Source organism: Actibacterium sp. D185-2 (assembly GCF_054954595.1).
The window spans coordinates 94329-114376 of the sequence record NZ_JBPWNX010000001.1; the positions used below are offsets into that span (position 1 = coordinate 94329).

Genomic DNA, 20048 nt, shown 5'->3' on the forward strand with positions numbered 1-20048 from the left:
CTGTCCTTTCAAATGCGGATATCAAGCCCGTCGGCCAGCGGTGCGCGCGTATTCGGCGGCAGGGCGGGGCCGGGGTTCAGTTGATCCACCATCTCTTGCGGCGGCGGGGCGGGCGGCTGACCCTGCCCCGCCCCTTGCCGCCCCTGGCCGAAATCGAACCGGATATCGCGATATCCGAGATCGCGGAATTCCTGGCTCAGCATGTCGATATTGCGGCGCATCAGGTCCATCGTGTCCGCCCGATCGGCGTGAATGACGACGCTGATCCCGGTGTCGCCGGGGGTCAGCGTCATCCGCAACCGGCCCAGTTCTTCGGGGCTCAGTATCAGATCCATCTGACCGTCCGGGGCACGATGCAGTGTCTCTGCCATCTGCCGGAACGCCGCTGGCCCGGGATCGGGCAAAGCACCGAATGGGGCAGCAGCGGCAGGGCGGTCCACGCCGCCAGTGGATGACGTAGCGACCCGTGGGAAAAGGCCCGTTTCGACAGGGGGCGGGCGGCCGGGATCCTTGCCGTCAGGTGGATTGGCGATCGTTTCGGTCGCGCCGTCATCCGGGCCCTGCATCAGCGCCGCCGAGTCAACGACCGAGGACACGGCCCGGTCGGTCAGAAGGTCCGGCGCGGGCATCGCCGCGTTGTGCGGAGGTGGTGCGGGTTCCGGCGCAATCGCTGGCGGGGGCACAACAGCCGACACCGGCAGGGCCGGAGGGGCCGGCACACTAACGGTCAGGGCCGGGGGGCGCGGCACTGGTTCCGTGGATGGTCCGGGTGTCGTGCCGCGCGGGGCGTTTTTGCCTGCGTCGGTCCGATCCGGCCGCAGCCCAGGCGCAAAATCGGGACGGCCTTCCGCCCTAGCGGTCGTGCTGTCCCGGGCCGGCCCGGGGTTTGCCTCGGTCATGTCTGCCGCCGCCAGAGGGGCCGCCTTTTCCAAGGCGGCAGGTGGCCATGTATCCCCCTGGTCAATTGCACGCGGCAACACGGGAGCGGCTTGTCTTGGCGTCGGGGCGGTTTCCCCCAAGGCCAGTGCGACGTTTTGCGGCCTCGTCAGATTTGTGCGGGGCTCCGGCGTCTGCGGTGTGCCCGCCGCATCATCTTTGCCGGGCGCACCGACCGACACAGCCGCTCTGCCCGCCTCCGGTGCAACGCCAGCGCGGGGATCCGCAAGATCGGGCACAGGGCCAGACGTCAAGAGAGGCTGAAACCAAGCGATCGCCGGTGCAACATGAACTTCGCTCGATTCCGCCAGAATCGCCCCCCAGTTGGATGCCGGCGGCCTCACGTCGACATCCGTTTCGGGCGCTTCGTCCGGTTGACCCTCCGTCGCCCCGTCCCGCCGGAGGGAACCGCCTATTCCCGGCATTTTCACCACCTGTTCCGGGCCCGGCTGGCGCGCGCGGTCCGGCACGACACTGTTTCCCCCCTGCATCAGCGGCGCGATTTGCGCAGCTGGACGCGCCATCACGCCATCCACAAAAAGACGCGCAGGTGTCACCGCCATGCCCCCGGCAGACGGCAAGACACCCTTCAACGTCTGGCCTCCTCCGGCGGGCGCCAGAAGAAGGTCTTGTGCGAACTCTGCCCCCGACATCATCGCGGGCGGCGAAGGCACCGCCGCCTGCTTTTCACCCGGCGGCGCAAAACCGGCCTGGACCAGCGCAAGGATCCCTTCTGGACGCATGGAATAGTGCATTCGCGATTCCGGCCTTCTGCTTTTGAACAGGCTCAGTCTTGCGCCAGGGAAGTTACCACTTCTTTACCGCCTGCGGCCCATAACCGGAAAAACAGATCGCAATTGAAGGATTCGCCGGATGGTCGAAATTGCTGCGGTTCCGGGCCTGCCGCCTCTTGCCACGCGCGACGTACAGTTGCGGCGGGCCGCCGAACAACTGGAGGCTGGCTTTTTGTCGGAAATGTTGAAATCAGCGGGGTTCGGCGAATCGCGCGACGCATTCGGCGGCGGCGCGGGCGAGGCGCAGTTTACATCGTTCCTGCGGCAGGCGCAGACCGAGGAAATGGTGAAATCCGGCGGTATCGGCCTGGCGGAACATCTGTTCGAAGCGTTGAAGGAGCGGGCCGATGGCAGCACCTGATCTGTATCGGCGGCTGCGCGACCTGCTGGAGCGCGAACATGAGGCCCTGCTGGGCGGACAGCTTGATCAGATCGCGCGGCTGGCCGATGAGAAGGAGCGCTTGCAAGCCCAACTGGCGGTCGGTGCAGATCGGGCGCACCTTTCCGATCTGGGCGGGCTGCAACGGATGGCAGGGCGGAATGCCGATCTTTTGAACGCCGTTCGGCGAGGGCTTGAAACGGCCCGCGCACGGCTGATGCAGATTCGTGACGGCGGGCCGCAGTTGAACACCTATGATCGGCTGGGCCAGCGCAGCAGCCTTGGCGCGCCGCGCAAGACGCTGGAACGCAGGGCATAAGAATTTTCGTTAAATTCTAGCGGTTTCGTCCGACCTGTTTAGCAAGTTCTTAGCACTTGGGACCGAAAGTCGGAGATGCATTCCAAAGGGGGTGGCGCGGCAGCGTGAAAACGTGGGGCCGCACGGGTGAAACACCGTTCCTGCCGCCTTTGCGGCTTTTCAATCCGGCGCAAAAGCGCCTTCGTGGGTAAAGGAACCTCTGAATGTCCAGTATTCTGACGAATTCCAGCGCAATGGTCGCCCTGCAGACCCTCAAGGGGATCAATGCAAGCCTGACCAAGACCCAAGACGAAATTGCCACCGGCAAATCCGTCGCCTCGGCCAAGGACAACTCGGCCGTCTGGGCAATTTCGAAAGTGATGGAGGCCGACGTGAACGGTTTCAAGGCGATCTCGGAAAGCCTGTCCTTGGGTGAATCCACCGTTGCCGTGGCGCGTCAGGCGTCGGAAACGGTGGCCGACCTGCTGACCGAAATCAAGGGTAAGGTTGTCTCGGCACAGGAAAGCAATGTTGACCGCGACAAAATCCAGACCGATATCAGTGCCCTTCGCGACCAGATCACCTCGGTCGTCGGCGCCGCGCAATTCAACGGCCTGAACCTCGTTCAAGGGACCGAAAGCGTGGATGTCCTGTCGTCGCTGGATCGCTCCAACGACGGGACCGTGACCGCATCCAGCATCACTGTGGAACGTCAGGATCTGTCGTCTGCGGCGGGCAGCCTGGGCACCGGCACCGATCTGTCGACCAATGCGACCCTGTCCGACAGCGCAGCCACCAATACCGGCAACACGGCAACGATTACGCTGGCCTCGGACGCGGATGTGTCGGGCGACGCGTTCGAAATCAATATTGGCGGTGCAACCGTCAGCTTTGCGGCGGGTGACATCACCGGCGATCAGGCCGCTGCGGCCAGCGCGATCTCCGGCGCCATCAACGCACTGGGGCTGGTCGGAATCTCGGCCGGCGTGTCGGGCGATGTTGTGACCCTCACTTCGACCCGCGCGTTCGAAGATGTTGCCATCAGCGGCACCAAGAACGGCGGTGCGACCGATATCACCCTGTCGGACACGTCGATCGCGGAACGCGCCGAGACCCTGACCTTTTCCAATTCGGCAAATGTGGCCGAGGGTGACGGGTATCAGGTATCGGTCGGCGGCACCGCCTACACCTATGTCGCCGGCAAAGGCGAAAACTTCGAGGATGTGGCGCGCGGCCTGAAGGCAGCGGTTGATGGCGGCGGCATCGCCGATGTCACAACCCAGGTGGTCAAGAACGATTCAGACCAGTGGGTGCTGAAGATCGACAATGACGGAGCATCCAGCGTTTCGCTTGCCCGCGCTGGCGCGGCGGACGGCACGGCCTCGGGCGGGTTGTTCGGGCTTGGCGGTATCGACGTCACCACCGATGCCGGGGCCAAAGCCGCACTGGGCAATATCGAGACGCTGATTGACAACGCGATCGACGCCTCGGCTTCCTTCGGCTCAGCCGAAGGCCGGATCGAAACCCAGAGCAATTTCATCGGCAAGTTGACCGATGCGCTGCAGGCAGGGATCGGTTCGCTGGTGGACGCGGACATGGAGGCCGCTTCAGCCCGGTTGCAGGCACTTCAGGTGCAACAGCAACTTGGCACCCAGGCGCTGTCCATCGCCAACCAGGCACCGCAGAACATCCTGTCGCTGTTCCGGTAAAACCAAAGGCCGGGGCATCACGCCCCGGCCCTTCCCCCGACCTGATCCCCAGCATCACCGGAAGGACGGAGCATGACCGCTCATCTCATGGCTAAAACGGCCTATTCTGCACCGCAGCAGGCGGCCCTGCGCACCCCGCGCAGCATCGAATACGGCGTTTTCGCGCAAATCACCGCCCGCCTGAAAGCCGCGCAAAGCGCCGGCAACCCGGGTTTCCCCGCCTTTGCGGCAGCCCTGCATGACAACCGCAAACTCTGGACAGCGCTGGCCGCCGACGTCGCCGAGCCTGGAAACGCCCTGCCCGAAGCCTTGCGCGCACGGCTGTTCTATCTGGCCCGGTTCACACAGGAACATACCAGCAAGATCCTCGGCGGGCAGGAACAGGCCGACGTTCTGATCGAAATCAACACCGCTGTCATGCGCGGCCTTGGCCAGAGCGGGAAAGCGGCATGAGCGGCCTGGTTCTGAAGCTTGCTCCGAAAGAGCGAGTGCTGATCAACGGTGCCGTGATCGAAAACGGCGACCGTCGCTCGCGGCTCAGCATCGTCACGCCGGATGCCAACATCCTGCGGCTGCGCGACGCCATCCATCCCGAAGAGGTGACCACCCCGGTGCGCCGGGTCTGCTATATCGCGCAACTGGTGCTGTCGGGCGACGCCGCCCGGGATGACGCCAGAATGCAACTGTTGCGCGGGATCGAGCAGTTGAGCCAGGTGCTGACCGATACCGACAGTCGCAATCAGTTGAAACTGGCCAGCGAGGCGGTGCTGGACGATCAATACTACCACGCGCTGAAAGCAATGCGCTGCCTTCTGCCACGGGAGGAGCGGCTGCTGGCCGCCGCCCGGCCATGAGCTTTCAACCGGTTGTTCCGCTCGGCGGCTTTGCCGGTTGGCGCTTTCTGGAGCGCACGATGGAGGCGCAAAAGGCGGCCCATGACACCACCCCGGCAATGGCGCGCGACGTCGACTATTTCAGGGAAAATATCGGCAAGATCACCAGCGCCGAAGCTTTGGTCGCCGACAGGCGATTACTGAGCGTTGCCTTGGGGGCCTTCGGGCTGGATGACGATATCGACAATCGGTTTTTCATACAGAAGGTCTTGTCGGACGGCACGCTGGAAGACGGTGCGCTGGCCAACAAACTGGCAGACAAGAGCTATTTCAAACTGTCTGAGGCTTTTGGCTTCGGGGATTTCGACGTGCCCAATACGCAACTGTCCAATTTTGCCGACAAGATCACCAGCGCCTATCAGACCCGCCAGTTCGAGATTGCCGTGGGTGATCAGAACGCGGATATGCGATTGGCGCTGAACCTGACGCGGGATCTGACCGAACTGGCAGCGAACGACAGCAGCGATGAAACGAAATGGTATTCTGTCATGGGGTCGGAACCGTTGCGCACCGTGTTTGAAACCGCCTTTGGCCTGCCGCCGGAATTCGCCGCACTGGATATCGACAAACAGCTGACGATGTTCCGGGATCGGGCCGACCGTATCTTCGGCAATGGCGAAGTCAGCCAGTTTCAGGATCCCGAGAAAATGGAGGAACTGCTGCGGCTGTTTCTTGTCCGCGCGGAGTTGAACAATACCGCCGCCAGCTTCAGCCCCGCCAGCACGGCCCTGACCCTGCTGCAAAACGCCGCCCGGTGACGGATCACACCGGGATGGTCGCCGCGGTTGCACCGGCCCCATCGCCGTCACCCGTCAGGGCCAGACAGGCGGCCAGCCGTGCGAAGCTGGCAGCGCTGTTTACCGCCTCATCCTCGGCCAGAAACGCATCCAGCGCCGGCCAGACCTGTACAGCCGCGTCGATCTCTGCGTCCGATCCGGCAGTATAGAGCCCGGCCTGAATCATCATCTCGGCCCGGTCATAGGCCCCCAGCAGGCGGCGTGCGCGGGAGATCAGACGGTTTTCGTCGCCGCTGGCCGCATCCGGCAGGCTGCGTGACACCGACCGCAACAGATCGACCGCCGGATAGCGCCCGCGCTCGGCGATACGCCGGTCCAGAACCACATGGCCATCCAGTACGCCGCGCAGGATATCGGCGACGGGTTCCTCCATGTCCGACCCGGCCACCAAAACGCTGAAAATGGCGGTGATATCGCCCATGTCGCCGGTTCCAGGGCCCGCGCGCTCTGCCAGCGACATGATCATCTGCGCGGTCGAGGGCGGATAGCCGCGCAGCGAGCTTTCCTCGCCCGCCGATAGCGCCACCTCGCGATGCGCTTCGGCGAAACGGGTCACGGAATCGGCCAGAAACAGCACATGCTGACCCTGGTCGCGAAAATGCTCGGCCACCGCCATCGCCGCCCAGGCCGCACGGCGACGCACCAGCGGCGACTGGTCCGAAGTGGCGGCCACAACGACCGAACGCGCCATGCCCGCCGGCCCCAGCACCCGGTCGACGAATTCGCGCACTTCGCGACCGCGTTCGCCGACCAGCGCGATCACCGCCATATCGGCCTGCACGCCCTTCGCCAGTTGGGCCAGAAGCGTCGATTTGCCCACGCCCGATCCGGCGAACAGCCCGATTCGCTGTCCCCGGACCAGCGGCAGCATCGTGTTGAAGGCCGCCACCCCGGTTTCCAGCCGCGCGCCAAGCGGACGGCGCGCGGTGGCGGGCGGCGGGGCCGCACACAGGGGGCGTTCATCCGCCCCGCGCAACAACGGGCGGCCGTCCAGCGCCTTGCCGAACGGGTCGATCACCCGGCCAAGCCAGCTTTGGTCCGGGGCAATCGCACCCGGACCGATCAGTGCCACGCGATCGTCGATGGACAGCCCATCGGGTGCCCCGTCGGGCAATACAGTCAGCACATCGCCCGCCAGGCTCAGCACCTCGCCGCGCCGGACAATGCCGCGGCCATGGTGAATCTCGACCAGATCGCCCAGCCCGGCCACACCCGACAGACCTGAAACAGTTACCGTTCCACCGCCAATCGCCCGAACCCGCCCGACGGGGCAAGCGCGTGGAAGGGCGGCGATTTCGGCGTGCAAGGCCGCAAAGGACAGGTTTGGCATGGGGATTCTCCGCTCATGGGTCTGACAACGGTTTTTAAAGGAATCAGGGTTAAGCCTTGGTTGAAACCGAGGAGAAGCCCGGATGTTCGGAAAGATCGAGTTACTGCAGATGGCCCACGGCATGGCGACCCATGCCGCGTCGCGCCAGTCGGTTCTTGCCCGCAACATCGCCAATGCCGACACACCGGGCTATCGCGCCCGCGATGTCGCCTCCTTCGCGGACACCTATCAGCAGGATACCGGCGATTTCGCCCCGCGGATTACCCGCGCCGGGCATCTGTCGGGCACGCAGGTCGGATCGCCCGCGCCCAAGGCGCATGTGGTTGCCGGCGCCGCGACCGCGCCCAACGGCAACAGCGTCTCTTTGGAAACCGAGATGATGAAAGCGGTGGAAACCCGCGGCCAGCACGACATGGCACTGAGCGTTTACAAAAGTGCGCTGGGCATCATGCGCAGCAGCCTGGGCCGGTAAGGAGGGCACGAAAAATGAGCGATCTGATGAAAACCCTTGCCCTGTCGGCCAGCGGGATGCAGGCGCAAAGCACCCGGCTGCGCCATGTGTCGGAAAACATCGCCAACGCAGACACCCCCGGATACCACCGCAAGACCATGAGTTTCCAAGAGGTGGTACAGGGCGGCCAGCATACGGGGCAGGTGAAATCCGGCCCCGTCACGCTCGACCGGCGGGAACTGACGCGGATTTTCGATCCGGGTCACCCGCTGGCCGATGAAAGCGGCCATTACGACGGCTCGAATGTCGATCTGGTGGTCGAAATCGCGGACGCGCGCGAAGCGCAGCGCAGCTATGAGGCGAACCTCAGAATGTTCGATCAGGCCCGGCAGATGACGCAGGGCCTGTTGGAACTGCTGCGCCGATAGAGGAGTGCCAGAATGGACCTACGATCCTCCACCGCCGCGGCCCAGGGCTATGCAACGGCCCGGCCCGCGACCCAGCCCAGCGCCAAGGATCCGGCGGCGGAAAGCGGCTTTGCCAGGCTGGCCCGGGAATTCACCGACACGCTGCAACAGGGCGAGGCAACCGCGAAGGCCGCAATGACCGGCGGCGCCGATCCACATGCGCTGGTTCAGGCGCTGGCGCAGACCGAACTGGCCGTCGAAACCGCCGTGACCGTGCGCGACAAGGTGGTCGAGGCCTATCAGGAAATCCTGCGGATGCCGGTGTAGCGCGATGGATGAAATCATCTTTTACGACACGCTGCGCCAGGGGCTGTGGATCGCCGTCGAAATCTCGACCCCGATCCTTGTCGTCGCCCTGATCGTCGGTGTCGTCATTGGCCTGTTTCAGGCGCTGACCTCGGTGCAGGAAATGACCCTGACCTTCGTGCCGAAACTGGCGGCGATTCTGGCGGTGTTCTGGATGTCGATGGGCTTCATGACGCAGACGCTGACCGGGTTTTTCACCGATCGTCTGATCCCGCTGATCGTGGGGGGCTAGAGCATGGACAATGCAGGTTACACCACCCTGACCCGGCAAACCGGCCTGCTGCGCGAAATGCAAAGCGTGGCCAACAATATCGCCAACATCTCGACCACCGGCTATCGCGGCGAAGGTGTGGTTTTTGCCGAATATGTGCAGATCACCGACGGGCCGGGCGGTTCGCTGTCCATGGCCACCGCCAATGTGCGCAAGACCGACCTGCAGCAAGGGCCGCTGACCCAGACCGGCGGCACATTCGATTTCGCGATCGAGGGGCCAGGCTTTTTTCTGGTCGAAACCCCGCAAGGCGACCGGCTGACCCGCGCCGGCGCCTTCACCCCCAACGAGGCGGGCGAACTGGCCACGCCCGATGGCCACCGCCTGCTGGATCTGGGGGGCGCGCCGATCTTCGTGCCGCCCGATGCCGATGGTGTCAGCCTGGCCGCCGATGGCACGCTCAGCGCAGGTGGGCGGGCGCTGTCGCAGGTCGGATTGTTTCAGCCCGCCGATCCGGCCGACCTAACCCGCGAAACCGGTACCCTGTTCGCCACCCGGGCCGGAACCGAGCCGGTCGAGGAGGGGGTGATCGTGCAGGGTTTTCTGGAAAATTCCAACGTCGACGCAGTGTCCGAGGTCGCGCGGATGATCGAGGTGCAGCACGCCTATCAGCTCGGCCAAAGCTTTCTGGAACGTGAGGATGAGCGCGTGCGCGCCGTCATCCGCACGCTCGGAACCTAACCCAAAGGAGGTGCCCCATGCGCGCCCTTAAAATCGCGGCCACGGGCATGAGCGCCCAGCAGATGCGGGTCGAGGTAATCTCGAACAACCTCGCCAACATGAACACCACCGGCTACAACGCCCGCCGCGCCGAATTCGCCGATCTGCATTATCAGCAGATGACCCGCGCCGGTACGATCAACGCCGCCGATGGCACGATACTGCCCACCGGGGTGCAGCTTGGCCTGGGCGTGCGGCCTGCGGCGGTCAGCGTGACGCTGTCGCAAGGGGCGCTGTCGCAGACCGGCGGCGATCTGGATCTGGCGATCGACGGGCAGGGCTATCTGGAAGTCACGCTGCCCTCGGGCCTGCCGGGCTATACCCGTGACGGGGCGCTGAAACGCTCGGCCGACGGGCTGATCGTCACCTCTGACGGTTATCCGGTGGCCCCCGACATCACCGTCCCCGACGATGCGCGCGCGCTGTCGATCAATGCCGAGGGCGAGGTTTACGCCTATTTCTCGGACCGGGTGCAGCCCGAGTTGCTGGGCCAGTTCTCGCTCGCCGGGTTTTCCAACGAAAAGGGGCTCGAGGCGATGGGCTCGAACCTGTTTCTGGAAACCGCCGCCTCGGGTCCGGCCATCACCGGCACGGCGGGCGAGGATGGGCTGGGCACGCTGCGGCAGGGCTATCTGGAGGACAGCTCGGTCGATGCAGTGCGCGAAGTGACCGAGCTGATCGAGGCCCAGCGCGGCTATGAGTTGAACGCCAAGGTCATCACCGCCGCCGATCAGATGCTCAGCGCCACGACGCAGGTGCGCTGATGCGGATCCTGCTGATCCTTTTGTGCCTTGCCGCCATGCCCGCTGGCGCCGACACGCTGGTGGCCGCGCGCACGGTCCGCAGTCAGGCGATCCTTGGTCCCGGCGATCTGGCGCTTGCGGCGGGTACGGTGCCGGGCGCCCTGACCCGGCCCGAACAGGCCCTGGGACAGGAGGCGCGCATCATCCTTTATGCCGGCCGGCCGATTCGCCCCGGCGATATCGGCCCCCCCGCCGTGATCGAGCGCAACCAGATCGTGACCCTGCACTACCGCAGCGGCCCGCTGACCATCGCCGCCGAGGCCCGCGCGCTGGACCGCGCCGGTGTGGGCGATGCCATCCGGGTGATGAACCTCGCCTCGCGCAGCACTGTCACCGGGCGGGTCACCGACCGCGGCGATGTCGTCGTCGGCACCGCCTTTCAACCATAAGGATTTCGCATGTTCCGCCCCCCTTTTCTGACCATTCCGGGTGTTTGCCTGATCGTCGCCTGCAGCCCGATCGAAAATGTCGGCCGGGCGCCGGAGTTCACCCCGACGGAAGGCAGCAATGCCTATCACGCCATGGCGTCACTACCGTTTCCAGGCAGCACCGCGCGACGCCAGCAGGCCGATCAGGCATCTTTGTGGAGCGGCGGGCGCAGTTCGCTGCTGGGGGACCGGCGGGCAGAGCAGCCCGGCGACATCCTGACCGTCGTGATTGAAATCGACGACAAGGCCGAGATTTCCAATTCCACCGACCGCTCGCGCAGCGGAACGGAAAGCATGAGCATCCCGCAATTCCTGGGCATCCCGCAACGTCTGAACGCCGAACTGCCCGACGGGGCGAGCATGGACACCGCGATTTCGACCAGTTCCTCCAGCGGATCCAGTGGCGACGGATCGGTACGGCGCAACGAAAAGCTGACGCTGCGGGTCGCCGCCACCATCACCGGCGAACTTCAGAACGGGGTTCTGCGGATCGAGGGATCGCAGGAGGTTCGGGTGAATTTCGAAATGCGCGAACTGCTGGTCACCGGCTATGTGCGGCCCGAGGATATCTCGCGCCAGAACGAGATCTCCTATGACAAGATCGCCTCGGCCCGGATTTCCTATGGCGGGCGCGGCCAGATCACCGATGTGCAGCAACCGCGCTATGGCCAGCAAATCGCCGACATCATTCTGCCATTCTGAGGGATCACCATGGCAAAGCTGCTTCCCCTGTTTCTTGCCTTGATCGGCCTCGCCATCGGCGCGGGGGCAGGGTTTATGCTGCGCCCCGATCCGGCCCCGGCCCCGGCGGACGGGCACGATTCGGCGGAACCGGCCCATGCAATGGTCGAGGATACCGTCGACGCCGCCGCCGAATTCGTGAAGCTCAACAACCAGTTCGTCGTGCCGGTGATGGAGCATGAACGGGTCGGCGCGCTGGTGGTTCTGTCGCTCAGCCTGGAGGTGGCGCAAGGGGAGCGCGCCGCCGTCTATCAGATGGAGCCAAAGCTGCGCGATGCGTTCCTGAGCGTGATGTTCGACCACGCCAATGCGGGCGGATTCAAGGGCGTTTTCACCGCAAGCACCAACATGACAGCCTTGCGCCTGGCCCTTCTGGAAGCCGCACAGAAAATCATGGGCCCCATCGTGCGTGACGTCCTGATCACCGATCTGGTCCGCCAGGACAGCCGCTGATTTTACGCTTTCCGCGGCGTCTCCCTCTCTCTCACCTTGCCAAGCGCCTGATCGCGGCCAAAGGCGCGGATGGCGACGCGGCGGGCCTCTTCCTCTGCCACAAGACTGCGGGCCAGACTTTTGTTCAGCGCGGCCCGGCGCGCCTCGGCCCAACGCAGCCAAAGAAGATCGGCGCCCGCGCGGGTGGCCGGGTCTTCGACCGATTGCGCCATGCGCCGCCGGTCGGCATCAAGCGCGTCGATCTGCGCCTTGATCCCGCGCCGCGCCGCGCTGGCCTGTCGCGACCGCATCAAGGCCGCATCCAGCGCCATCGCGGTGAGTTGCGCCATGGCGGCCAGTCTTTCCCGGTCTTCCCTGCGCATCATCGCGCCTTCGCCCGGGCGCGCATCGCCTCTGCAAACCGGATCGCGGCGGCCACGGCCTTGTAATGCTCGCGCCGGATTTCCGCGCCAATCTCGACCGAGGCATGTAGCGCGCGGGCGGTCGGCGGGTCGCGATGCAGTGGCACCCCGGCCTCGGCTGCCGCTTCGCGGATCCGCGCGGCGATCTCGTCCACCCCCTTGGCCACACAGACCGGGGCCCCGGGCGAGCTGCGATCCCATTTCAGGGCCACGGCGTAATGAGTCGGGTTCACGATCACCACATGGGCCTCGGGCACATCGGTCAGCATCCGGTTCATCGCGATCGCCATGCCCTTTTGCCGCCGCTGCTGCTTCATGTGCGGATCACCTTCGGACTGTTTGAATTCATCCTTCAGTTCCTGATGGGACATGCGGTTCTTGCGGATATGCTCGAAAGACTGCCACAGATAATCCGCCGCGCCGATCAGCGCCGCGATCACCACGACGACCAGCAAAAACTCGACCGACATGCGCACCATCTGCGCCATCGCCATGGCCGGGGACAAATGCATGGCGGCCAGCATCTCGGGCAGGCGGTTGCGAAGGTAGACCGCCAGAAACGCAGTATAGATCGCCAGCTTGAACGCGCTTTTCGCAAATTCGAACAGCCCGCCACGACCGAACTTGTTCTTCGCATTCGCCAACGGGGAAATCCGCGAAAGCTTCGGCTGCAACTTTTCCGGCGCCACGATCAGGCTGCGCTGAACGAGGATCGACAGCAGCGCGGCCAGCGCGGGGCCGGCGAACCAGGGACCCGCCCCCGTCGCCACGGCCCCGATCAACCCGCCCGAAAGCGGCCGCCCGCCGCCGCGCAACATCAGCGGCGCAAGCGTATCGGCCTGATCCAGAAGGGTCACCAGCGCACTGCTGAGCCCGGTCAGGCTGGCCGCGCCGACGCTGACCGCCACCAGGCTCAGCCCGGCATAACCCGCCGCGGTATTCAGATCGGCCGAGCGGGCGATTTCGCCCTTCTTGCGCGCATCGTCCAGTCGTTTCTGCGTCGGATCGTGTTGCTTTTCTTCGTCGCTGTCCGCCCCGCTCATGGCACGGATCCGAACGGATTTGCCAGCACCGCCGTCATCCAGCCGCTCCAGATTTCCAGCAACCGGGGCACCGCCACCAGCAACAGGATCAACCCGCCAGCGGTGATCGCCGGGGCGCCGACAAAGGCCACCATCAGCTGCGGCATCGCCCGGTTGATGACGCCCAGCGCCAGATTATAAATCAGCGACGCGATAACGAAAGGCATGGCCAGCGTCACCGCAAGGCCAAAGCCATGCGCGATATGGCCCAGACCCCATTCCGCCAGCGCGGCGGCATCGGGCAATTGCGCAGCCGGCAGGATGTCGTAGGACAGGATCATCGCCTCGGCCGCGCGCACATGCAGCCCGCTCATCACCGCCAGCGCCAGCCCGGCCATTACCATCAGGTGGCTCATCGCCGGCTGCGGCTCGACCCCGGCGCCGCCGAATATCTGCGACAGCGATGTCGCCTGCGCCGCAATCTGGCCGGCCATCATCAACACCAGCACCAGCAGCCGCAGGATCATCCCCAGCGCAAGGCCGATCATCACCTCGGTGATCAGAAACGGCCCGATCACGGTACCCCCGGCGGCAAGCGGCCCGATCTGACCTGACACCGCCGGCGCCACGATCAGGGTGAAGGCCAGCGCCAGCGCCAGCCGCACCCGTTGTGGCACTGACTGTTCCCCGAACGCCGGCAACAGTGCCATGACCGCGCCAACCCGCAGAAAAACGATGAAGCCGCTCAGCAGGCTGGCCTGCCCGATCGACAGCAGGGCCGCCAGCGCCGCCATCACGCGGGGACCAGCCCGACCAGCGACGGGCGGGCCTCGGTTCCGATTTCCTCGAAGGACAGGACCGGGGCGGTGATCCCCCTGGCCGACAGGACCGTGCGCAGGAACCGGCGCCGGCGGGTCGAGGTGACGAGCGCGGGGAAAATCCCGGTTTCGCCGGCCTTCGACAACCGCTCGGACACTGCATTGGCAAGCCTGTTGAATTCGTCTGGCGGCAGCGCCACATCCCGGCCGCCATGCTCGCCCTCGATCTGATAGGTCGTGAAACGCTCTTCCCATTCGGGGGCGAGTTGCAGCAACGGAATGGTGCCGTCAGCGCGACGGTATTCGGCCACCAGTTGAAAACCCAGACGGTGGCGGACATGCTCGCTGATCGCTTCGGCGTTGGGATAGCTGTGCCGCCCTTCGGCGATCGCCTCGAGGATCAAGGGCAGGTTGCGGATCGACACCCGCTCCGCCAGCAACAGGCGCAGAACCGCCAGCAACAGATCCACCGGCACTTTCTCCGGCACCAGTTCGTCGATCATGCGGCGGTTGGCCTCGGCCCGGGCTTGATCCGAAAGCCGGGTCAATTCGTCCAGCAGCCGGCGCAACGCCTTCAGCGTCATGAGCCGGGCGAAATTGCTTCGGATCACCTCCAGCAGATGGGTCGCCAGAACCTCGGACGGATTCACCAGCGTGACCCCGGCCAGCGCCAGATCCTCGCGCCCGCTAGTGGCGATCCAGCGGGCCGGCGCGCCATATACCGGCTCTTTCACATCCTCGCCCGGCGGCAATGGCGGCGCGTCGTCCGCCAGCAGGGCCAGTATCTGATCCGGGCGCAGCGTATCGCGCGCCTGCTGCACCCCCTGAATCCGCACGACATAGGTGCCCGGCGGCAACGCGCCGTTATCCGTCAGCCGGATTTCCGGCAGGATCAGGCCGTAAACCTCGGCCACATGCTTGCGCATATTGGCGATGCGGGCGTCCAGCCCGGTGGCTGCATCAAGCACCATCCCGACAAGGTCCGGCGCGAATTCCACATGGATATCATCCAGATCCAGCAGATCGCCCAGCGGGGTGTCGGCGGCCGGTTCCGGCGTGGGCGCCGTCGCGGACGCCGCCATTTCGGCGCGGCGCCGGGTGTTGCGGCTTACGAAGTAGGCCGCACTGGCCAAGGCGACCCCGCCCGCCAGGAAGGGCAGAAAGGGCAGGCCCGGAACCAGTGCGAACAGGCCCATCAGCAGGGCGACCGTGGCCAGTGCCGCGGGATAGCGGCCAAGCTGCCCGACCAGCGCCAGATCAGTCGCGCCGGTGGCCCCGCCGCGGGCCAACAGCAGCGCCGACGCGATCGAGATGATCACGGCCGGGATCTGGCTGACCAGCCCGTCGCCCACGGTCAGGATCGCATAGGTTTCGAACGCGCGCGAGATCGGCATGTCATGCAGGGTGATGCCGATGACCAGCCCCATCACCAGGTTCAGCAAGGTGATCAGCAGGCCGGCCACCGCATCGCCCTTGACGAATTTCGAGGCCCCGTCGAGCGAGCCGAAAAAGGTCGTTTCGGCCTGTTCGCGTTCGCGCCGTACCTTGGCTTCGGCGTGATCTATGGCGCCTGCGGACATGTCGCTGTCGATCGCCAGTTGCTTACCGGGCATCGCGTCCAGTGCAAAGCGCGCGCCGACCTCGGCCATGCGGGCCGCGCCTTTGGTGATAACAACGAAGTTGACGATCAACAGTACGCCAAACACCACCAGGCCGATCAGCACGCTGCCGCCCATGATGAAATTCGCGAACCCTTCGATCACGTCCCCCGCGGCGTTGGTGCCGCTATGGCCCCGGCCAATGATCAGCTTGGTCGAGGAGACGTTGAGCGACAGCCGCAACATCAGCGTCGCCAGAAGCACCGTGGGGAAGGCCGAAAAATCCAGCGGTCGCTCGATGAACAAGGTCACGGTGAAGATCAGGATCGCCAGGGCGAAAGACGCAGCCAGGCCGATATCCAGCACCCAGGCGGGCACCGGCAGGATCATCATCACGATCACCGCCATCAGCGCCAGCGCCAACAGGATCGTCGGGCGAAAGATATCCCGTAAGGTCAGGGTCGGCATTACCCACCCACCCCGGACGCCGCGCGGGTGAAAAGACCGGGCCGTGCGGTTGTGCCCAGCGGCACCAGCGATCCCAGCCCGCGCTCGCCCTGCCCTGATTGCAGCAGCGGATATGTGTTCACGCGCAGCGCAACTTCGACAGGGGCCGATTGTGTCGGGGCGTCCGGCTGGCCGGACCCTGCGGCCAAAAGCGGCAGTGGGGGGCCGCCCTGATCGGTGAAGGTCGCACGATACCGGTCGAACCGTTTACGATACCGGTCGGCATAGGTCTTCGTTCGGGAATGATAGGCCCCGGCGGCCGCGCTCCAGTCGCCTTTTTCCTGATACAGATCATGCAGAAAATTTGCTGCGTACTGCGCATTCGGGTCTGGCTTGAACATCTCCTCGATCGACGTGAAATTCTGGCCGTGCCATTTGTAGTTGAGCTGAAAACATCCGACGTCGAAGCTGCGCGCACCGCGCTTGTAATGTTTATAGGCATAGGCCATGGCGCTGTCGGCATCGTCGAACCAGACACCCTTGCCTTCCATGTTGACCGTCCAGGGCCAAGGGCGCATCTTGCCGCCCCGCTTGCGCCCGGTTTCGGTCAGCGAGATCGCCCGAAGTACCGAAAGCGGCACGCCCGTCGCCGCCGAGGCCCGCTGTGCGGCGGCATCGCACAACGCCGCCGGATCCGATGCCCAGGCCGGCGGCGTACAGGCGATGGCGAGACACCAGAATGCCAGGCCACGAAAAGCCGACTGGCCGGTTTTCAACAAGGCACGATACGCACCCGAGGTCGAATCGCATGCCATTCTGGCCGCTCCTGCTCATCTTCGTCACTGATGATCCTAGGCAGGCAGGATTGAGAAAGTGTAACCAGAACAGGGCTTATGGGGCAGCCGGGTCTGCAAGCAAACCCTGCAGGATATCCCGCGCCGCTGCGCTGCGCTGCAGCAACACCTGCGTATAGGCCAGGCTGGGTTCGCCTTGCGCGGCGTCAACATCGGCATCTTCCGCGCGGCGCAAATACGCGGCGGCGAAACGTTGCTGTTCTGCCGACCCCAGATCGGCCACCCGGGCCCAATCGCCGCTTTGCCAGGCCAAATCCGCCAGTTGCGCGGCGGCCCCCGCAGTCATGTAGTGATCCGCTGCAGCTTCGGAATTTCCAAGGGCGGCATAGGCATCGCCGCGCATTTGCTCGGCCTCTGTGCCGGCCAGCCCGGCCAGATTGCGCAACTGCTCTGCCGCGTTCCCCTGGATATGGGCGAGTCGTGCGCGCAGCAACCGCAGATTGTCGGACTCAGCCCCGCCGTGCGGCGGAAGCATCGCCTGCGCTTCTTGCGGAAAGCCCAGCGCCAGAAAGCGCTGCGCGATCGAAATGGCAACCGCATCGCCCATTTCCGGACGGGTATCGGCCGGAAGCAATGCATAGGCATGGCGCAGGAAATCCGCATCCGTGGCACTGGCGTTGAAAATTTCCAGAAACTCGGCACGCAGCGGTGCAGACTGCGTTTCGTCAAGCCGGCCCAGCTTGGCAAAACCTGTCTCAAATGCGCCGTTTCGGGCGTCACCCAGAACCGAGACCCGTTCCAGCCGCGCACCGAAGGCCGTTTCGCGGTGTTCGAACGCCAGAGCAGCCGCGGCAATCACATCCGAAGACGCCGGAGCAAGTCCGTCGGCAAGCCGCGCCTCCGTCAACAAAAGCAATGCCTCTACCGAAGCAGGATCGTCACGCGCCACGATATCCTTCAGCGCCGCCTCGGGACGGATACCGTGTGCCAGTTCGATCTGCGCCTCCATCAACGCGACGCCCGATCCGTGATCACCCGGCGCACGGGCAATGGCGTTCCGGATACCGGTCGCCGTCTCATGGTCGTCAATCGTCAAAAAACGCCCGGCCAGACCGGGACCCAGGTGACGGCGCAGATGAATCGGCAATGTCGAAAAGGCGCGGAGAATGGCTGTTTGGTTGATTTCCACCCCGCGTGGCAATGTGGAACGGGCAAGTGCCGCCCAGAGGGCGACGGGCGCATCACAGCCAAGCTGATCCTGTGGCAAAAGCCCGGTGTCAACGTGGCCGTCATCCATAATCTGCGCCAGCACCGACAGGAACCCTGCATCAGCAGGCTCAACGCCGAATCCCCGCATCGCCGCCTGCGCCTCGGCCCCGAAACCAAGATAAAGGTAGGTTGTCACAAGTCGGCGAAGGACCTTCGGGTCGACCTTGTCGAACTCGCCCACAATACCGTTGCGCGCCTCGGCGATCAGTACAGCGGGATGCTCATCACGCCCCCAGCCGACGACATCAAAATGGTGCGCGGGCTGGCAGGCTGTACCCTGATCGGTGCTGGCCGCGGCAAAGATCGCGCTTCTGGCCCGGTCGACGCTGGTTTCCACGGTCAATCCCGGCGATCCGGGCGGCGGCACAGAGTCGGGCGGCGCGGGGCGCATTTTCAAAACGGGCGGGGCAGCGTTCGTGGAAATCGGCAGCGGCGCTATATCGGGTTTTACCAGACCCTGCGCAGAGGCCCGGCTCAGCTCTTTGAGCAACACCTCTTGCAAGGCGGCCACGCGCGCCGCGTCGGCTTGCCTCTCCTTGATTGGCGGGGTTGCAGGGGGCACTGGCGCGGGGGCCGGTCCGGTAAAATCACCAATAACCCGCAACGGCGGCCGCATCAGGTTTTCGGGCAGAGGGCGGGTTTCAATAGCATCGGGCGCGGGTTTTGACGCCTCGCGCCTATTCTCGTCCGGATTCAGGCCATCCTTGATGTCAATCACCAGTTTCCCCGGGCCGATTTCGAAGGCTTCGGCGTGGCAGGGGCAGGTTACGGTCAATCGTCCGCGAAGACCGCTCGCGTCGAAACTGATATCGCGCAACCGGGTGCGCGGGATGAATCGGAACACTTGAGACAGGTCAATACGAACATCCGGCCGGTTCAGGACAAGATCATACCCATCGCCGCGCCGCTCCAGGCTCCAGGATGTCGGGGCGTCGAAGGTAAACACAAGCCGCGAAAAATCCGGGTGTTCGCCGGAACGAACGCGAACTGTTTCTGCCCGCAGCGGCAGGGCGGCCAACAGGGTAAGGGCAAGGGCGGCCCATATCCTCATGCGGCGTCCTTCGTGGCTTTCAACGCATCCTCGAGTTCGGTGAATGCTGGCCGGAAATGGCTGGGTGTGTTCTGGCGGCCCACCTCGATGCAGATATTCGTGGCGTGGTTATAGAGGTTCGCCACCAGTACCTCGCGGATCAGCTGATAAAAGTGGCTGTCCTCCTCGATCACCGTCTTTAGCTTTACGGCAAAGGGACCAACCAGCCCGTAGGCCAGAAACACCCCCAAAAACGTGCCGACCAAAGCGCCGCCGATCATCTTGCCAAGGATTTCAGGCGGCTGGTCGATCGACCCCATGGTCTTGATCACGCCCAGAACGGCAGCGACGATGCCCAGCGCGGGCAGGCCGTCGGCCACGGTCTGAAGGGCGTGGCAGGAATGCAGCGCATGATGCAGGTTCGCCTCCATCCGCTTTTCCAGCACCTCCTCCACCTGATGCGGGTCGTCATAATTCATCGAAGCCGAGCGCAACGTATCGCAGATCAGTTCCGTTGCTTCCTTGTCGCCCTGAATTTTCGGGTAGCGGGCGAAAATGCCCGAATCGTGAGGCGCCTCGATATGTTCCTCCAGCCCGACCGGATTCTGGCGCGCCAGGCGGATCAGTTCGAACAACAGGCATAACAGGTCGCGGTAATCATCCGGCCGCCATTTCGGACCCTTGAACACCTTGCCCATCGCCTTGAACGTGTGCTTGATCGCGCTCAGGTCATTGCTGATGACAAAGGCGCCGATGGCCGCACCGCCGATCATGGTGAACTCGTAGGGCAAAGAATGCAGGATGATGCCCATCTTACCGCCCGCGGCCATATAGCCGCCGAACACCATGACGAAGATCACGACGATCCCGACAATACCGATCATGGGCAACCC

The 20048-nt window shown here is 64.6% G+C and carries 24 protein-coding genes; 15 read left to right on the forward strand and 9 right to left on the reverse strand.

All coding sequences use genetic code 11. The features are described 5' to 3' along the window. Window positions 1-8 precede the first annotated feature (8 nt). Window positions 9-629 carry a flagellar hook-length control protein FliK gene (gene fliK / locus ACSR1C_RS00515; RefSeq protein WP_460257366.1) on the reverse strand — a complete coding sequence of 207 codons (621 nt, stop codon included), beginning with the start codon at window positions 627-629 and terminating at the stop codon, window positions 9-11. Window positions 630-1809: 1180 nt separating this feature from the next. On the opposite strand from fliK, the gene ACSR1C_RS00520 reads away from it, so the two are divergent. From ACSR1C_RS00520 to ACSR1C_RS00545, 6 genes are all read left to right on the forward strand, one after another. Then, the gene (locus ACSR1C_RS00520; protein ID WP_460257367.1) at window positions 1810-2091 is read left to right on the forward strand and encodes a rod-binding protein; all 282 of its coding nucleotides are present in this window, start codon (window positions 1810-1812) and stop codon (window positions 2089-2091) included. Then, on the forward strand, window positions 2078-2428 hold the full coding sequence (locus ACSR1C_RS00525; RefSeq protein WP_460257368.1) for a hypothetical protein: 351 nt from the start codon (window positions 2078-2080) through the stop codon (window positions 2426-2428). Before ACSR1C_RS00520 ends, ACSR1C_RS00525 begins: the two co-directional genes overlap by 14 nt. Window positions 2429-2631: 203 nt before the next feature. Then, entirely contained in the window at window positions 2632-4116 is a 1485-nt protein-coding gene (locus tag ACSR1C_RS00530; RefSeq protein WP_460257369.1) for a flagellin N-terminal helical domain-containing protein, read from the forward strand. A gap of 72 nt (window positions 4117-4188) precedes the next feature. Further along, window positions 4189-4569 carry a flagellar biosynthesis regulator FlaF gene (gene flaF / locus ACSR1C_RS00535; protein WP_460257370.1) on the forward strand — a complete coding sequence of 127 codons (381 nt, stop codon included), beginning with the start codon at window positions 4189-4191 and terminating at the stop codon, window positions 4567-4569. After that, window positions 4566-4970 (forward strand): flagellar biosynthesis repressor FlbT, encoded by a 405-nt coding sequence (gene flbT / locus ACSR1C_RS00540; protein WP_460257371.1) that lies wholly within the window; start codon window positions 4566-4568, stop codon window positions 4968-4970. Before flaF ends, flbT begins: the two co-directional genes overlap by 4 nt. Further along, the gene (locus ACSR1C_RS00545) at window positions 4967-5767 is read left to right on the forward strand and encodes a DUF1217 domain-containing protein (RefSeq protein WP_460257372.1); all 801 of its coding nucleotides are present in this window, start codon (window positions 4967-4969) and stop codon (window positions 5765-5767) included. The genes flbT and ACSR1C_RS00545 overlap by 4 nt, the downstream gene beginning before the upstream one ends. A gap of 4 nt (window positions 5768-5771) precedes the next feature. On the opposite strand, the gene ACSR1C_RS00550 is transcribed toward ACSR1C_RS00545, so the two are convergent. Further along, a complete protein-coding gene (locus ACSR1C_RS00550) occupies window positions 5772-7136 on the reverse strand; it encodes a FliI/YscN family ATPase (protein WP_460257373.1) in 1365 nt (454 codons plus the stop codon). Window positions 7137-7218: 82 nt separating this feature from the next. Here ACSR1C_RS00550 and ACSR1C_RS00555 point away from each other — a divergent pair, with 82 nt between their 5' ends. The 9 genes from ACSR1C_RS00555 to ACSR1C_RS00595 are packed head-to-tail and all read left to right on the forward strand — an operon-like array spanning window position 7219 to window position 11776. Continuing rightward, on the forward strand, window positions 7219-7608 hold the full coding sequence (locus tag ACSR1C_RS00555; RefSeq protein WP_460257374.1) for a FlgB family protein: 390 nt from the start codon (window positions 7219-7221) through the stop codon (window positions 7606-7608). A gap of 14 nt (window positions 7609-7622) precedes the next feature. Beyond that, entirely contained in the window at window positions 7623-8015 is a 393-nt protein-coding gene (gene flgC, locus ACSR1C_RS00560; RefSeq protein WP_460257375.1) for a flagellar basal body rod protein FlgC, read from the forward strand. Window positions 8016-8027: 12 nt separating this feature from the next. Continuing rightward, window positions 8028-8321, forward strand: a complete 294-nt coding sequence (fliE, locus tag ACSR1C_RS00565; protein ID WP_460257376.1) for a flagellar hook-basal body complex protein FliE — start codon at window positions 8028-8030, stop codon at window positions 8319-8321. Window positions 8322-8325: 4 nt separating this feature from the next. Next, entirely contained in the window at window positions 8326-8592 is a 267-nt protein-coding gene (locus ACSR1C_RS00570) for a flagellar biosynthetic protein FliQ (RefSeq protein WP_460257377.1), read from the forward strand. A gap of 3 nt (window positions 8593-8595) precedes the next feature. After that, window positions 8596-9312: a flagellar hook-basal body complex protein gene (locus tag ACSR1C_RS00575; protein WP_460257378.1), complete on the forward strand. Its 717-nt coding sequence runs from the start codon at window positions 8596-8598 to the stop codon at window positions 9310-9312. A 17-nt stretch (window positions 9313-9329) separates the two neighbouring features. Further along, the gene (flgG, locus tag ACSR1C_RS00580) at window positions 9330-10115 is read left to right on the forward strand and encodes a flagellar basal-body rod protein FlgG (RefSeq protein WP_460257379.1); all 786 of its coding nucleotides are present in this window, start codon (window positions 9330-9332) and stop codon (window positions 10113-10115) included. After that, window positions 10115-10543: a flagellar basal body P-ring formation chaperone FlgA gene (flgA, locus tag ACSR1C_RS00585; RefSeq protein ID WP_460257380.1), complete on the forward strand. Its 429-nt coding sequence runs from the start codon at window positions 10115-10117 to the stop codon at window positions 10541-10543. The genes flgG and flgA overlap by 1 nt, the downstream gene beginning before the upstream one ends. A 9-nt stretch (window positions 10544-10552) precedes the next feature. Further along, window positions 10553-11284, forward strand: a complete 732-nt coding sequence (gene flgH, locus ACSR1C_RS00590) for a flagellar basal body L-ring protein FlgH (RefSeq protein ID WP_460257381.1) — start codon at window positions 10553-10555, stop codon at window positions 11282-11284. Between the two features lie 9 nt (window positions 11285-11293). Next, on the forward strand, window positions 11294-11776 hold the full coding sequence (locus tag ACSR1C_RS00595) for a flagellar basal body-associated FliL family protein (protein WP_460257382.1): 483 nt from the start codon (window positions 11294-11296) through the stop codon (window positions 11774-11776). Window positions 11777-11778: 2 nt separating this feature from the next. On the opposite strand, the gene ACSR1C_RS00600 is transcribed toward ACSR1C_RS00595, so the two are convergent. The 7 genes from ACSR1C_RS00600 to motA all read right to left on the reverse strand — a co-directional run bounded on the left by ACSR1C_RS00600 (window position 11779) and on the right by motA (window position 20039). Further along, window positions 11779-12141 carry a hypothetical protein gene (locus tag ACSR1C_RS00600; RefSeq protein ID WP_460257383.1) on the reverse strand — a complete coding sequence of 121 codons (363 nt, stop codon included), beginning with the start codon at window positions 12139-12141 and terminating at the stop codon, window positions 11779-11781. Beyond that, the gene (locus tag ACSR1C_RS00605) at window positions 12138-13220 is read right to left on the reverse strand and encodes an EscU/YscU/HrcU family type III secretion system export apparatus switch protein (protein WP_460257384.1); all 1083 of its coding nucleotides are present in this window, start codon (window positions 13218-13220) and stop codon (window positions 12138-12140) included. The genes ACSR1C_RS00600 and ACSR1C_RS00605 overlap by 4 nt, the downstream gene beginning before the upstream one ends. Continuing rightward, on the reverse strand, window positions 13217-13993 hold the full coding sequence (locus tag ACSR1C_RS00610; RefSeq protein WP_460257385.1) for a flagellar biosynthetic protein FliR: 777 nt from the start codon (window positions 13991-13993) through the stop codon (window positions 13217-13219). The genes ACSR1C_RS00605 and ACSR1C_RS00610 overlap by 4 nt, the downstream gene beginning before the upstream one ends. Further along, a complete protein-coding gene (gene flhA / locus ACSR1C_RS00615) occupies window positions 13993-16083 on the reverse strand; it encodes a flagellar biosynthesis protein FlhA (protein ID WP_460257386.1) in 2091 nt (696 codons plus the stop codon). Before flhA ends, ACSR1C_RS00610 begins: the two co-directional genes overlap by 1 nt. After that, on the reverse strand, window positions 16083-16877 hold the full coding sequence (locus tag ACSR1C_RS00620) for a transglycosylase SLT domain-containing protein (RefSeq protein ID WP_460257387.1): 795 nt from the start codon (window positions 16875-16877) through the stop codon (window positions 16083-16085). Before ACSR1C_RS00620 ends, flhA begins: the two co-directional genes overlap by 1 nt. 76 nt (window positions 16878-16953) lie before the next feature. After that, window positions 16954-19176 (reverse strand): hypothetical protein, encoded by a 2223-nt coding sequence (locus tag ACSR1C_RS00625; protein WP_460257388.1) that lies wholly within the window; start codon window positions 19174-19176, stop codon window positions 16954-16956. Continuing rightward, complete coding sequence (gene motA / locus ACSR1C_RS00630) at window positions 19173-20039, reverse strand: flagellar motor stator protein MotA (RefSeq protein ID WP_460257389.1); 867 nt, start codon at window positions 20037-20039, stop codon at window positions 19173-19175. Before motA ends, ACSR1C_RS00625 begins: the two co-directional genes overlap by 4 nt. Window positions 20040-20048: the final 9 nt, after the last annotated feature.